This is a genomic window from Lysinibacillus halotolerans (assembly GCF_003711845.1).
GTDB lineage: Bacteria > Bacillota > Bacilli > Bacillales_A > Planococcaceae > Ureibacillus > Ureibacillus halotolerans.
The window spans coordinates 20,761-34,426 of sequence record NZ_RHLQ01000004.1; the positions used below are offsets into that span (position 1 = coordinate 20,761).

Annotated in this window: 15 protein-coding genes and 1 tRNA gene; 2 read left to right on the forward strand and 14 right to left on the reverse strand. The window is 36.3% G+C overall.

The genetic code is table 11. The annotated features are described in order from the left end of the window. Positions 1-18: 18 nt before the first annotated feature. The 4 genes from EC501_RS02995 to EC501_RS03010 form a co-directional block, all read right to left on the reverse strand. Complete coding sequence (locus EC501_RS02995; protein WP_122970813.1) at positions 19-1,203, reverse strand: phosphoglycerate kinase; 1,185 nt, start codon at positions 1,201-1,203, stop codon at positions 19-21. Between the two features lie 270 nt (positions 1,204-1,473). Further along, positions 1,474-2,472 (reverse strand): type I glyceraldehyde-3-phosphate dehydrogenase, encoded by a 999-nt coding sequence (gene gap, locus EC501_RS03000; protein ID WP_122970814.1) that lies wholly within the window; start codon positions 2,470-2,472, stop codon positions 1,474-1,476. Positions 2,473-2,567: 95 nt separating this feature from the next. Further along, complete coding sequence (locus EC501_RS03005; protein ID WP_241559261.1) at positions 2,568-3,650, reverse strand: sugar-binding transcriptional regulator; 1,083 nt, start codon at positions 3,648-3,650, stop codon at positions 2,568-2,570. Positions 3,651-3,758: 108 nt separating this feature from the next. Beyond that, positions 3,759-3,992: a glutaredoxin family protein gene (locus EC501_RS03010; RefSeq protein ID WP_122970816.1), complete on the reverse strand. Its 234-nt coding sequence runs from the start codon at positions 3,990-3,992 to the stop codon at positions 3,759-3,761. A gap of 126 nt (positions 3,993-4,118) precedes the next feature. On the opposite strand from EC501_RS03010, the gene EC501_RS03015 reads away from it, so the two are divergent. After that, positions 4,119-4,739, forward strand: a complete 621-nt coding sequence (locus EC501_RS03015; RefSeq protein WP_174232638.1) for a spore coat protein — start codon at positions 4,119-4,121, stop codon at positions 4,737-4,739. 47 nt (positions 4,740-4,786) lie between these two features. On the opposite strand, the gene EC501_RS03020 is transcribed toward EC501_RS03015, so the two are convergent. From EC501_RS03020 to EC501_RS03035, 4 genes are all read right to left on the reverse strand, one after another. Beyond that, on the reverse strand, positions 4,787-5,509 hold the full coding sequence (locus tag EC501_RS03020; RefSeq protein WP_122970817.1) for an amino acid ABC transporter ATP-binding protein: 723 nt from the start codon (positions 5,507-5,509) through the stop codon (positions 4,787-4,789). Further along, positions 5,506-6,213 carry an amino acid ABC transporter permease gene (locus EC501_RS03025; protein ID WP_122970818.1) on the reverse strand — a complete coding sequence of 236 codons (708 nt, stop codon included), beginning with the start codon at positions 6,211-6,213 and terminating at the stop codon, positions 5,506-5,508. Before EC501_RS03025 ends, EC501_RS03020 begins: the two co-directional genes overlap by 4 nt. Positions 6,214-6,232: 19 nt before the next feature. Beyond that, on the reverse strand, positions 6,233-7,033 hold the full coding sequence (locus tag EC501_RS03030) for a basic amino acid ABC transporter substrate-binding protein (RefSeq protein WP_122970819.1): 801 nt from the start codon (positions 7,031-7,033) through the stop codon (positions 6,233-6,235). 515 nt (positions 7,034-7,548) lie between these two features. Further along, positions 7,549-7,623, reverse strand: a tRNA-Arg gene (locus EC501_RS03035). A 385-nt stretch (positions 7,624-8,008) separates the two neighbouring features. Here EC501_RS03035 and clpP point away from each other — a divergent pair. After that, a complete protein-coding gene (clpP, locus tag EC501_RS03040) occupies positions 8,009-8,605 on the forward strand; it encodes an ATP-dependent Clp endopeptidase proteolytic subunit ClpP (RefSeq protein WP_122970820.1) in 597 nt (198 codons plus the stop codon). A gap of 121 nt (positions 8,606-8,726) precedes the next feature. Here clpP and EC501_RS03045 read toward each other — a convergent pair whose 3' ends face one another. From EC501_RS03045 to trxB, 6 genes are all read right to left on the reverse strand, one after another. After that, positions 8,727-8,984 carry an HPr family phosphocarrier protein gene (locus tag EC501_RS03045; protein ID WP_122970821.1) on the reverse strand — a complete coding sequence of 86 codons (258 nt, stop codon included), beginning with the start codon at positions 8,982-8,984 and terminating at the stop codon, positions 8,727-8,729. A gap of 100 nt (positions 8,985-9,084) precedes the next feature. Continuing rightward, complete coding sequence (gene whiA / locus EC501_RS03050) at positions 9,085-10,029, reverse strand: DNA-binding protein WhiA (RefSeq protein ID WP_122970822.1); 945 nt, start codon at positions 10,027-10,029, stop codon at positions 9,085-9,087. A gap of 73 nt (positions 10,030-10,102) precedes the next feature. After that, a complete protein-coding gene (locus EC501_RS03055) occupies positions 10,103-11,065 on the reverse strand; it encodes a gluconeogenesis factor YvcK family protein (protein WP_122970823.1) in 963 nt (320 codons plus the stop codon). Positions 11,066-11,069: 4 nt separating this feature from the next. Continuing rightward, positions 11,070-11,954, reverse strand: coding sequence for an RNase adapter RapZ (gene rapZ, locus EC501_RS03060; protein WP_122970824.1), 885 nt, complete (start codon positions 11,952-11,954; stop codon positions 11,070-11,072). A 13-nt stretch (positions 11,955-11,967) separates the two neighbouring features. Then, positions 11,968-12,438, reverse strand: coding sequence for an 8-oxo-dGTP diphosphatase (locus tag EC501_RS03065; RefSeq protein ID WP_122970825.1), 471 nt, complete (start codon positions 12,436-12,438; stop codon positions 11,968-11,970). Positions 12,439-12,672: 234 nt separating this feature from the next. Then, on the reverse strand, positions 12,673-13,620 hold the full coding sequence (trxB, locus tag EC501_RS03070; protein ID WP_122970826.1) for a thioredoxin-disulfide reductase: 948 nt from the start codon (positions 13,618-13,620) through the stop codon (positions 12,673-12,675). Positions 13,621-13,666: the final 46 nt, after the last annotated feature.

Consider the following 13,666-nt stretch of genomic DNA (forward strand, 5'->3'; position numbering starts at 1 on the left):
GTACCACCATAAGCATTTTTATTTATCGTTTAATGCTACGATTCCCGGAAGTTGTTTCCCTTCCATTAACTCAAGTGAAGCGCCGCCACCAGTTGAAATATGATCCATTTGATCGGCTACTTCGAATTTTTCTACCGCAGCTGCAGAATCGCCACCACCAATAATTGTGTAGCCTTCTGTTTCAGCCATTGCTTGTGCTACTGTTTTTGTACCATTTGCAAATTTGTCCATTTCAAACACACCCATAGGACCATTCCAAATGATTAGCTTAGATTGTTTAATAATTTCTGCATAACGTTCTGCTGTTTTCGGACCAATGTCTAGACCCATCCAGTCTTCTGGAATGTCTTCGATCGAAACAACTTTTGTTTGGGCATCTTTTGAAAATTCATTCGCTACAACAGTATCAATTGGCATATGAAGTTGTACACCTTTTTCTTTTGCCTTTGCGATGAATCCTTGGGCTAACTCAATTTTATCTTCTTCCAATAAGGATTTACCGATGGAATATCCTTGAGCTTTTGTAAATGTGAAAGAAAGTCCTCCACCGATAATTAAATGGTCTACTTTATCTAATAGATTTTCAATAACCCCGATTTTGTCCTTAACCTTTGCGCCACCGATAATGGCAGTAAACGGTCTTTCAGGATTCGATAAAGCCTTCCCCAATACATCCAATTCTTTTTCCATTAATAAGCCAGATACTGCAGGAATGTATTTCGCAATTCCTTCTGTTGATGCATGGGCACGGTGGGCAGCGCCAAAGGCATCATTGACATAAATGTCAGCTAATTTAGCGAAGGATTTAGATAATTCTTCATCATTTTTCTCTTCACCTTTATGGAAACGAACGTTTTCTAATAGGACGATATCGCCTTCTTTCATGTTTCCAACCGTTGTTTCTACTTCTTCCCCAATGGACTCGTCTAATTTAATAACCGGTTGTCCAATTAGTTTCGATAAATGGTGTCCAACTGCTGTTAGGCGTAACTCTTCTTTCACTTCACCCTTTGGTCTGCCTAAATGGGAAGCTAAAATAACTTTTGCTCCTGAATTTACTAATTGTTGGATCGTTGGGATTGCCGCGCGTATACGTGTATTATCTGTAATTTCGCCATTCTCCATCGGAACGTTGAAATCCACACGTACAAATACTCGTTTTCCCTTTACTTCTACATCATTCATTGTCTTCTTTAAAAACATGGAAGAAGCCTCCTTCAAATCAATCGAGAATCGATTTCCTATGGTATTTAAAACTGCTTTTTATAAGTAAGATAAACAATATATCCTTTACCTTACGACGTGAAATGTACGCCGTCTAACCTTCGAAAAAAAAGCGATGGGTAGTTTACTCCATCGCTTTTTACCCCCCATTATTATAAATGGTAATAATTATAAAGGCTATACTTTTTATATACTACAAGGCAAATATGCCACATATTTTTAAAAAGTATAACACATTAAACCTATTCTTTATTGTTGTGTAATGTATTTAGATAAATCTAATAGTCGATTAGAATATCCAATTTCATTGTCGTACCATGCAAGTACTTTAATCATATTATTATCTAATACCATAGTAGATAATCCATCCACAGTTGAAGAATGACGGTTACCGTTGTAGTCGATTGAAACTAAAGGTAATTCGTTATAGTCAAGAATACCTTTTAGCTCACCGCTTGCTGCTTCTTTTAACGCATTATTAACATCTTCTGGTGTTACAGTTGTATTTAACTCAGCCACTAGGTCCACACAAGATACGTTAGGTGTTGGTACACGCATAGAGAAACCATCTAATTTCCCTTTTAATTGCGGTAAAACTTTCGCAACCGCTACGGCAGCACCAGTAGTTGTTGGAATCATTGATACAGCACCTGCACGGGCACGTCTTGGGTCACTATGTGGGAAGTCTAAAATACGTTGGTCATTTGTATAAGAGTGAATTGTTGTCATCAAGCCGCGTTTAATGCCGAATTTTTCATCCAATACTTTCGCAACAGGTGATAAACAGTTTGTTGTACAAGATGCATTGGAAATGACATTTTGACTTGGATCATATTCCGTATGGTTAACGCCCATTACATAAGTTGGCATGTCGCCTTTTGCAGGAGCAGATAAAATCGCTTTTTTCGCACCAGCTTGCACGTGTAATGAAACTTCTTCCATTGAACGGAATCTACCAGTAGATTCAATTACTACATCGATATCTAGCTCACCCCATGGTAAATTCGCAGGGTCTTTTTCAGAAAGAACTTTTACTCTTTTACCATCGACGATGAACGCATTATCTTCTGATTGTACTTCTCCGTTATATATACCGTGAACTGAGTCAAATTTTAAAAGATGAGCCAGTTGATGAGCATCTGATAAGTCATTTACAGCAACAACTTCAAATTCATTCGATTGAATTGCCTCACGAAAAACTAATCTACCAATACGTCCAAACCCGTTAATTGCAATTCTGATTGCCATATCAAATTCCTCCAAATAAAAAATTTATTTATAATATTTCTTAAGGCCTTTAAAAGTTTAGCCTAAATAAAACTTATTTATCCGTGATTTACTTGCTATAAGGAAAGTTCATTCGTTGAACTTTGTAACATTTCATTTGCAGCACCTTCGTCCGTAATTAACGTCGTTTGCTTTGCTGCATTTTTAAAGTAGGCTTGAATCGCTTTCGCTTTCATCGAGCCTCCTGCCACAGCGATAATTTGCGGACTATTTTTCACTTCGTTTAGCTGAATGCCAATCGTATTTATTCGGTATATTACTTCACCAAACTCATCAAAATAATAACCAAAGGCTTCGCCAATCGCATTTTTTTCCTTTAACAAATTGAGTATTTCTTCGCTGGAATGACGTCGGTTCGCCATATCTTTTGCCGTACCGATTCCATGGATGACAATATCAATATGTTCATACAAATCAAGCACTTCTTTTACAACGGGCTCTTCGCTCATCGTTGCGTAGGCTGCTTCACTTAAATTTTCTGGCAAATACAATGTGCGGAAGTCCGCACCACATTTCGAAGCAAATTGGGAAACTAGGGTATTAGCTTGTAAATTCATTTGATTCCCAAAACTACCTCGTGCAGCGACAAAGGTTAACGTGCTGAGCGTTTTTGTCGGTGACAAAAACTTCGGTAGTGATGCAATTGTGCTACCGCCCGTTATGGCAACCTTCTGCTCCTTTTTAGCAATGTTTGTTAAATAGAGAGCTGCTTCTTTTCCTAAATGTTGCTTAATACTTTCATCCGCATCAACATCTCCAGGGACGATGATAACTTTTTCTATCCCTAACAATTGGGCAAGTTTTTTCTCTTTTAAGCTTAAACCGGAAAGTTCTTGGAAAACTTCTTTTAAATTTTCTAAAGCTTCATATCCCTTTTCGGTACATATCATTCCCTTTTGGGACGTTTCAATTAAATTTTGATTCATCAGCAATGTCGTTTCATTCCGAACAGTTCGTTCTGAAACATCTAATGTATCTAATATCGTTCTCCTTCCAACAGGTCCCGATACTGCAATGATTTGAAGTATTCGATACCTTAAAGGAAAGATTGTGGAAAGCTCAGGAATAAGTTGCTGAACTAACTTATAAGGATCATGTTTTATGAAAACACACCTCCAGTTGGGTAGATTTTGTCCCACTAAATATTTTTCGTCCCACATAGGGTAAAAAAATATTCTACGTAAAGTATACAATTTTCTATAAAAATCTACAAATGATTTCAACCATTTTTTTCAAAGCACTTCATTTTAACGATGAAGTGCCTCATAAAGGGTAACATAGTCTAAATTTCCATATTGTATAATTTGATCATCTTTTTCAACGACTGGAATCATCAACATATATTTTTCATGCAATTGTTCATTTTCTTCTATATTAATAACCTCAATATCAAAATCCATATCTTCTTGGACAAGCTTTAATGTAAGCAAACCTTCTTCACATAATAAACAATTTGGTCGACTATAAAAATTGATTTTCATCTTTCTTTTCCTCCACATTCGTTCAACTGTTTATAGCATTACAAAAATGAGCTGAATAATCAAATTGTAACTTACACAAACTAATGTCGTACAATTTGTACACTAAATTCTGGGAGGAAAAAATTTATGGAAAATCAATTCATGAATGAATCTCAAGCAATGCAAGGAAATATGCCACTTTCGATGAACCATGGTGCCCATGAAGTATTAGACGTTCATGAAGTTCTAAGTGCTTCCATTGGTGCAATGAACACATTTATCTTCTTCCGTCCTCACGTACAAGACCAAGAACTTCTAAATATTTTGGATAGACAATATGCCTTCATGTTAGACGAGTACAATATTACGGCTGAATGTTTCAAAACAGGACAAGATCCAAGTCACCCTACTCGTTCTTACAAAATGCAAATGGGTAACGATACAAAATACGGTTTAACACCTGGCCAACCGAAAAAACCGATGACTTCTGCAAACGAAATCAATGACGGTATTATTTCAGGCTTCTTATTAAACTGTCATAAAATGGGGGCAACTGGTAAAACAACGGCAGCCCTTGAATCAACAAACCCAGTAGTACGTCGTGTATTACAAGACTCTATCCAAAACTGTATCGAAATGGCATACGAATTATCTCTTTACCAAAACAAAAATGGTTACTACCAAGTACCACAACTTTCATCACAAGATATGCAAACGATGTTAAATATGTACGGGCAAGCAGATAAAGCAAAAGATATGCCAAACTAAAATAAACAAATCCATTTGATGGCATCATCAAATGGATTTGTTTTCATTTATAATACTTTTCCTAAAAAGGCTTTCGTTCGTTCATTTTGAGGACGACTAAATAATTCTTCAGGATTTCCTTGTTCCACAATATACCCACCATCCATAAACACGACCCGATCCGCCACTTCTCGGGCAAAGCCCATTTCATGGGTGACAACAACCATCGTCATTCCTTCAACGGCTAATTGTTTCATCACATCTAATACTTCCTTTACCATTTCAGGGTCAAGGGCAGATGTTGGTTCATCAAACAACATCACTTTCGGTTTCATCGCGAGGGCCCGCGCAATGGCTACCCGCTGTTGTTGCCCACCGGAAAGCTGTTCAGGATAATTGTACGCCTTTTCCTTTAAACCTACTTTATCTAATAGTTCCAAGGCAAGGTTTTCCCCATCCTTTTTGTCCATTTTACGTATGAGCATTGGCGCCATCGTAATATTTTCAATCACTGTCATATGGGGAAATAAATTAAACTGTTGAAATACCATTCCGACTTCCGTTCGGATTTCGTTTATGTTCGTTTTCGGATCATTGACCATAACCCCATTAATATAAATCGCACCATCGGTAATTTCCTCTAATAAATTGATACATCTTAAAAACGTACTTTTACCAGAACCCGATGGACCGATTACACAAACTACTTCCTTTTCATGAACTTCATAGTTAATTCCCTTTAATACTTCTAATTTTCCGTAAGCTTTGTGTAAATTTTCTACTTTTATCATGATGCAATCCGCTCCTCTCGTTTTTTCCGCGGATTGTAATGGATACTAAACCGTCTCTCAACATATGCAATTAGTTTCGCTACAGCATACGTTAAAATTAAATACATAATTGCTGCCACTAAGTAAGGTTCCCAGAAACGTTGGTAAGCGCCTGCTACCACTTTCGCTGCATATAAAATATCATTCGCAGCAATAACCGTTACAAGGGAAGAATCCTTTAATAATGCAATAAATTCATTACCTAATGGTGGAATCATTCGACGAAAGGCTTGAGGTAATATAATTTTCCGCATCGCTTGGCGTTCCGTTAATCCAAGGGAGCGGGCAGCTTCCATTTGACCTTTATCAATCGATTCAATCCCGGCACGGATAATTTCTGCATTATAAGCGGCACTATTTAAAATGAGGGCTGTTATACCGGAAACCAAAAAACCAAAGGATTGACCGAAAACCGCGGGTATAAATGCTAAATGAATGATTAATATTTGAACTAACATTGGCGTTCCACGGAAAAGATCTACATAAATTTTACAAGGCCAATAAACCCATCTTTTTTTAGACGTTTTACCTAATCCTAGTAATAACCCTAGTACGATACCTCCTAAATAACCGCATATCGTTAAAATAATCGTCACCCATAAACCATTTATAAAAAACTCACGGTAGTCCCAGACAATATCCCACCGCATATCTAAGAAGTTCATCTGAAACACCTCCAACTAATTAATCCAGCTCTTGACCTGTAATTTCAGCCAATTTACCATTCTCTTTAATTTTTTGAAGGCCTTCATTTAATTGTTCAAGCACTTCTGTATTTCCCTTTTTCACCATTAACCCGTAATATTCTTTTTCAAAACTATCATCCTCGATCGCTTTTAATTTCGAATCTGGGTTGTTTTTAATATATTCAAGAATGACGGCGTTATCTCCAATAGCCGCATCTACAGTACCATTAATCACTTCTTGAATCGCAATTGGCGTTGTTTCGTAAGGTAAAATATTCGTGCTTGTTTTCCCTTGTAGATCTTGGGCTGCGTAATGACCAGTCGTATTAATTTGTACTCCGATTTTTTTATCTTTTAAATCATCAAGTTTAGTAATATCCGAATCTTCTTTTGTGACGATTAATTGGGTAGCCTCATAGTACGGTTCTGTGAAATCATAAGTTTCTTTCCGCTCATCCGTTATTGTAATCGCAGAAATACCTAAATCAATTTCTCCATTTGTTATTTGTTGGAATAACGGCTCCCATCCAACGTTATTAATTTCAAACTCTACTCCAATTTCTTCCCCTATTGCTTTCACAATATCAATATCAATACCGACAATATTCCCACTATTGTCAAAGGATTCGAAAGGTGCATAGGCAGCATCTGTACCTACTACTAGTTTCGTTGTTTCCCCTTCAGTACTTGTTGAGTCGGATGATCCGGAAGCTCCATTCTCTTCTGCACCACATGCAGCTAAAATAAGTGAAGCGGCAGCAAAAGGCATCAATAGCTTAAATAAATTTTTCTTTAACATCGTATTCCTCCTTCAAAATAAGTGATTCATATTATTCTATAATCAGAAAATTGAAAATAAAATAAGTTTAGATATTCCCAATTATATAAAGTTCAAAATTTTAATACAACATTTAATTTTCTAAATACTTAAAATAAATTGCGGATTATCGGTTATTTTTTACTAGAAACTATTATAGAAAAGTCGAATATTTATGACTTAAGAGGGGTTTTGTTTAGATTTCTTATTAATGTTCAAATACAAAAAAAGACCCGAGAGTTCTAATTGAACTTTCGGATCTTGTTTCTTTATTCAAACCTCAAACTAAAATTATTCCATTATCGACGCTCATAAATTTATATATGAAAAAATTGGTAATGATAGTTTAAAGAGAATGAATTAGGGATAAAATGAATTGGTACAGTAATTACATTTTATCCCTTATGTTTCATTCCCTCTGAATTTTAATAGGCTGCTAAAACTAGTAAAATTCAGGAAGGTATTACGTATTATATTATATAGTTAAAACAGTAAAATGGCGCCCTCGGAGGGAATCGAACCCCCAGCGGAAGAACCGGAATCTTCTGTGTTATCCATTACACCACGAGGACGTTTAATATGTCACTTGTATCGACTAAAACGATTTTCAATATAAAATTGAACTTCTAGTAAAAAGCATAGTGTCGATTTATGACCTTTCTATTATACAAATGTATATAAGACAATTCAACTATAAAATTGAAGTTAGGGATAATTTTTTTAAAGAAATACTGGATGATTTCATACACAAAATTGGTTTGAATGCCTTTTCCATTCCCATCTTATAGCTCTACTATCCCCATAGAATAATAGTAATTTTCATTTTAAATTTATTTTATTCACAATTAGTGGTTTATATTTGACCTTCCTTGACTATTCTGTGTATGATATGAGTACAGCTGAAGTGAAAGCTTCAGCACGTAGTAAACGACTAAATCTTTTTAAGGAGGATTTACAATGAATTTAATTCCTACAGTTATCGAACAAACAAACCGCGGTGAACGTGCCTATGACATTTATTCAAGACTTTTAAAAGACCGCATCATTTTACTTGGTAGCGCTATTGATGATAATGTAGCAAACTCCATTGTTGCCCAATTATTATTTTTAGCAGCAGAAGATCCAGATAAAGATATTTCCCTATATATTAACTCACCTGGTGGCTCCATTACAGCTGGTATGGCTATTTACGATACAATGCAATATATTAAGCCTCAAGTTTCTACAATTTGTATCGGCATGGCAGCTTCAATGGGTGCATTCTTACTTACTGCTGGTGAACCAGGTAAACGTTTCGCATTACCAAATGCTGAAGTGATGATTCACCAACCACTTGGTGGAGCTCAAGGGCAAGCAACTGAAATCGAAATTGCTGCAAAACGTATTCTTTTCTTACGTGATAAATTAAACAAAATTTTATCTGAACGTTCTGGTCAACCGTTAGAAAAAATCGCTCAAGATACAGATCGCGATAACTTCATGACAGCAGAACAAGCGAAAGAATATGGTTTAATTGACAATATCATTACTCGTATCGAAGATTCTAAAAAATAATAATCGAAACAAAATGGTGATAAGGAATTTCCTTATCATCATTTTTTTATAAAAAAGGGACGTCTCATTTAAGTATGAGACACCCCCTTAAAGTTGCGAGCGTTTACAAGTTTTCTCATTGTTATTCTTCTCTTTGAATTAAGGATGATAATCCGTCGATAGCCTCTTGTTCATCTTTACCGTCTGCGATAAGTGTAACAGTTGTTCCTCTTGCAATTGCTAAGCTCATAATCCCCATAATGGATTTAGCATTCACTTTTTTCTCGTCTTTTTGTAAATACACTTCTGATTTAAAACGATTTGCTTCTTGTACAAATAAAGCAGCTTGTCTTGCCTGTAAACCAGATTTCAATTTCACTTCTACATTGGTTTCAACCATTTATCGATACTCCCTTTCACACCGTACATAATATAATTTTATCTTATCTAAATTGTATAAAAAGAACAATGTTAGATTACTACAATTTTTTGAACAATCACTATTTTATCGTTTCGCCGCGTCTTAAAGCATCCGCTATTTCGTCAATTTTACGTAAACGATGATTTACCCCCGATTTACTTACAGTTCCAGTGGAAACCATCTCGCCAAGTTCTTTTAAAGTCACATCTTGATACTCAACACGAAGCCGTGCAATTTCTCGTAACTTTTCAGGAAGTTGATCAAGTCCGACCGTATTTTCAATAAATCGGATGTTTTCCACTTGACGAATAGCCGCACCGATTGTTTTGTTTAAGTTCGCCGTTTCACAATTGACGATACGGTTTACACTGTTTCGCATATCCCGTAATATCCGTACATCTTCAAACTTTAGCATCGCCTGTGTGGCGCCAACAATTCCTAAAAAATCAGAAATTTTTTCAGCTTCTTTTAAATAGGTGACAAATCCCTTTTTCCGTTCGATTGTTTTTGCATTTAAATTAAATTGATTCATTAAATCGGCTAATGCTTCCCCATGCTCTTTATATAAAGAATAAATCTCTAGATGATAAGCAGAAGTTTCGGGGTTATTTACAGAGCCACCTGCTAAAAACGCTCCACGCAAATAGGCTCGTTTTTGATTTTTATTTGATAACAACGAACTAGAAATGGAATGATTTAATTGAAAATCCCCAGATAAAATATCTAAATCTGTTAATAGTTCACGAGCACCATCCCGAACCCGGCAAATGTAAACATTATTTTTCTTTAAGCGCATTTTTTTTCGCACTAAAAGTTCCACATTGTATGGATATAATTTTTTAACAATCGTGTACAGTCTTCTTGCAATTGCTGCATTTTCTGTTTGCACGTCTAAACTCAGCTGTCTATTTGTAAAGGATAATGATCCGTTCATTCGTATAAGTGCAGAGACTTCCGCTTTTAAGCAATGCTCATCCGTCTCTACTTGCGTTAACTCTTTTTTTGTTTCGGAAGCAAATGACATCTTTCTCCCCCCTTTTACCTATGTATGAAAACAATCATATCATATATTCCATTCTAGAGTTCGTTTTGCTTACTTACATTCTCTTCAATGTGTAATCATACAACCATTTCGCAATTTTATTGGATTCATGGCGGACAACCCCAGATTGGATTGTTGCGATTTCCTTTTTAATAACTTCCAATCCCATGCTCTTTAATTTTTCTATATCAATCAGAACTGGTTCTGCATTTTCTTCTCGATAATTTTCTTTTATCGGTAAGGGGAGTTCAATATCATTTACTAAAATGGCATCTAAACAAGGCTTTCCTACATGATCATAAATCGCTTGAACATGATCTGTGGCACGATAACGAATCGTTTCACCCTTTTGTGTCATTAAGTTGCAAATATAAATCCGTTTTCCCTTTGCCTTTACTAAAGTATCTCCAATTTCTTTGACTAATAAATTGGGAATAATACTTGTATATAAACTTCCAGGTCCTACAAGAATAAAATCGGCCTTCTCAATCGCCCGAATCGCTTCCGGGAGCGCTTTTACATCTTCAGGCACTAAATAGACCCGTTTAATTGGAAGATGGGAAGATGGAATTTTAGACTCCCCTTCAATAATAGATCCGTCAACAAGTTCTGCGTTCAATGTAATTTTTTTATTTGCTGCTGGTATTACTTTCCCGTGCACCTTTAAGACCTTACTCATTTCAGCAATCGCATGACTAAAGTCTCCTGTTATATCCGTTAGTGCTGTTAGCATTAAATTTCCTAATGAATGACCACCTAATTCAACGGATTGCGAAAAACGATACTGGAACATTTGCTCAACTAACGGTTCCGTATCAGAAAGGGCAGCAATCACGTTGCGAATATCACCAGGTGGCGGAATATCGTAGTCATCACGGAGTCGACCTGAAGAGCCTCCATCATCGGCAACCGTTACGATTGCAGTAATGTCAAAGGGATATTTTTTCAATCCGCGCAACATTGTTGAAAGGCCCGTTCCACCTCCGATGACTACAATATTCGTTCTCTTTTTTTTCATTACTTCAATCCTTTCTGCGATTGATGTCACGGTGGGTAATGGCAGTTTTGTAATGATCGCTAAATAGTTTCCCGAAATATTCAGCTAATGTTACAGAACGATGTTGACCACCTGTACATCCAAAAGCAATCACTAATTGTGCTTTCCCTTCATGGATATATTGCGGAATCATAAACTCAAACAAATCTTTTAATTTCGTTATTAACATTTGTGTTTCTTCAGAAGCTAATACATAGGATGATACTTCCTCTTGTAAACCTGTCTTTGGACGTAATTCCTCCACATAATACGGATTCGTTAAAAAACGGACATCGAATACTAAATCTGCGTCAATCGGAATTCCATTTTTATATCCAAAGGACATGACATTAATAAAGAACTTTGGCCTGTTCGTATTGGAAAACTCATTGCCAATTCGTTCTCGTAATTCTCTCGGTTTCATATGGGAAGTATTATAGACAAACTTTGCTCGACCTTTTAGTTCAGCAAGCATTGCTCTTTCCTTTTCAATTCCTTCGAGGGGTAATCCTTGAGGAGCTAAAGGGTGAGATCTTCTTGTTTCTTTATAACGTCGAACGAGGGTTTCATTATCAGCATCCAAAAACAATACCCGTGTTTTAACATATGCTTCCTTTTCCAATAAATCTAGGGCATCGATTAATGATTCGAAAAATTCTCCTCCACGCATATCCATTACAGCGGCAATACGTGTAATGTTTCGTTCGGATTCTTTCATTAATGCTAAAAAAGTCGTTAATAGAGCAGGGGGTAAATTATCAATGCAATAATAACCTAAATCTTCAAAGCTTTGGACTGCGACTGTCTTACCAGCTCCGGACATCCCTGTAATAATGACTATCTCATGTGTATAGATATGACTATTACCCATGTGATCATCTCCTCTACTTAAGTTCATTCGACGTTTGCAACCGCTCATCTAGTAACTCAAAATCCTCTGTATATATAAATGTACCATATTGAATCCCTTCATTTAATGCGGCAAACAATAAATTTTTCCGATCGCCTTCAGCCATTGGAAGATTGGATAGATGATCAACCGGGTGCCATTCTAGAACCCCTTCCCTTGTCTGTTCAAAGGGTTGTCCTTCGATACCATGGGCGACAAATGTATAAAGCATCCATTCGTCTTTAACGGTTTCCCCATCTTTAATAACCATCGTATAGACTCCCTTAAGATGTAAATTTTTTGGGGTAACATTTGTTTCCTCTTTAAATTCTCTTAAAGCTGCCTCATAAATGGATTCACCTAATTCCATCTTTCCACCTGGCGCAACATACCAACCTCTTCTAGGCTTTTGGAGAAGTAATACTTCCCCATCTTGAATTGCTAATAAATTTGCAATACGCTGCATTACACCCACCTCAAATCATTTGATACTCCCTTTGTTTTCTATTATACCCTCTATTGAGACTACCTTACAAAATAATACGTTTATAAAATAGATTTCATGCTATTTTCAAATAACAAAAAAAAGTTGCTTCCATAACGGAAGCAACTAAAATACTAAAAAAAGGGGGTCAAAGTTTATACCCCCGATTATACATATTCTTTATTGCAAGGAAGTTACAGGAAAATTAAAAGCACATTACTTTTGCCCAATTTTTTCCTTTAGTTCTTCAACATAATGTTGTGCTGATTGAGCTGCGATACTGCCGTCACCAGTTGCTGTTACAATTTGGCGTAGCATTTTATCACGAACATCACCAGCAGCAAAAATTCCTTTTACAGAAGTTTCCATTTTGTCATCTGTTACGATATATCCTTGTTCATTTAATATGCCCAAGTTTTTAAATGGAGCTGTTAGTGGCACCATTCCGATATAAACGAAAACGCCATCTGTTTGGAATTCTTGTTCACTACCATCTACTGTTGAAACTAATGTTACACTTCCTACTTTACCGTCTTTTTCATGAATTTCTTTTAATGTGTGATTCCAAATGAAGTCTACTTTTTCATTTGCAAAGGCACGATCTTGTAAAATCTTTTGAGCACGTAATTTATCACGTCGGTGAACAATCGTTACTTTATCAGCAAAACGAGTTAAATAAACTCCTTCTTCGACTGCTGAATCCCCACCGCCTACAACGATTAAATTCTTTTGTTTAAAGAATGCACCGTCACAAACAGCGCAGTAACTTACACCGCGGCCACCAAGTTCTTTTTCCCCTGGAATACCCATTTTTTTGTACTCGGCACCAGTAGTAATAATGATAGAACGTGTTTTATATTCTTTTGAACCTGCTTTAATTACTTTATATTCTTCACCATCAATAATTTCAGCAACATCACCATAAGCGTATTCTGCGCCGAATTTTTTTGCGTGTTCGAACATTTTTGTAGAAAGTTCAGGTCCTAAAATTGTTTCGAATCCTGGATAGTTTTCAACTTCTTCCGTATTGGCCATTTGCCCACCGGGAATTCCGCGCTCAATCATTAAAGTTGATAAATTTGCACGGGAAGCATAAACCGCTGCTGTCATCCCTGCAGGACCTGCTCCGATAATAATTACGTCATATATTTTTTCTTCAGCCATTAAAAAAGCCTCCTTATAAAGAAGCGACAAATTTCCTTCGCTTTCA

Excerpts from the sequence above, each read along its gene's own strand:
- EC501_RS02995 (WP_122970813.1), bottom strand. The coding sequence starts at position 1,203 with ATGTTTTTAAAGAAGACAATGAATGATGTAGAAGTAAAGGGAAAACGA.
- gap (WP_122970814.1), bottom strand. The coding sequence starts at position 2,472 with ATGGCAATCAGAATTGCAATTAACGGGTTTGGACGTATTGGTAGATTA.
- EC501_RS03010 (WP_122970816.1), bottom strand. The coding sequence starts at position 3,992 with ATGAAAATCAATTTTTATAGTCGACCAAATTGTTTATTATGTGAAGAA.
- EC501_RS03015 (WP_174232638.1), top strand. The coding sequence starts at position 4,119 with ATGGAAAATCAATTCATGAATGAATCTCAAGCAATGCAAGGAAATATG.
- EC501_RS03020 (WP_122970817.1), bottom strand. The coding sequence starts at position 5,509 with ATGATAAAAGTAGAAAATTTACACAAAGCTTACGGAAAATTAGAAGTA.
- EC501_RS03025 (WP_122970818.1), bottom strand. The coding sequence starts at position 6,213 with ATGAACTTCTTAGATATGCGGTGGGATATTGTCTGGGACTACCGTGAG.
- EC501_RS03030 (WP_122970819.1), bottom strand. The coding sequence starts at position 7,033 with ATGTTAAAGAAAAATTTATTTAAGCTATTGATGCCTTTTGCTGCCGCT.
- clpP (WP_122970820.1), top strand. The coding sequence starts at position 8,009 with ATGAATTTAATTCCTACAGTTATCGAACAAACAAACCGCGGTGAACGT.
- EC501_RS03045 (WP_122970821.1), bottom strand. The coding sequence starts at position 8,984 with ATGGTTGAAACCAATGTAGAAGTGAAATTGAAATCTGGTTTACAGGCA.
- whiA (WP_122970822.1), bottom strand. The coding sequence starts at position 10,029 with ATGTCATTTGCTTCCGAAACAAAAAAAGAGTTAACGCAAGTAGAGACG.
- EC501_RS03055 (WP_122970823.1), bottom strand. The coding sequence starts at position 11,065 with ATGAAAAAAAAGAGAACGAATATTGTAGTCATCGGAGGTGGAACGGGC.
- rapZ (WP_122970824.1), bottom strand. The coding sequence starts at position 11,954 with ATGGGTAATAGTCATATCTATACACATGAGATAGTCATTATTACAGGG.
- EC501_RS03065 (WP_122970825.1), bottom strand. The coding sequence starts at position 12,438 with ATGCAGCGTATTGCAAATTTATTAGCAATTCAAGATGGGGAAGTATTA.
- trxB (WP_122970826.1), bottom strand. The coding sequence starts at position 13,620 with ATGGCTGAAGAAAAAATATATGACGTAATTATTATCGGAGCAGGTCCT.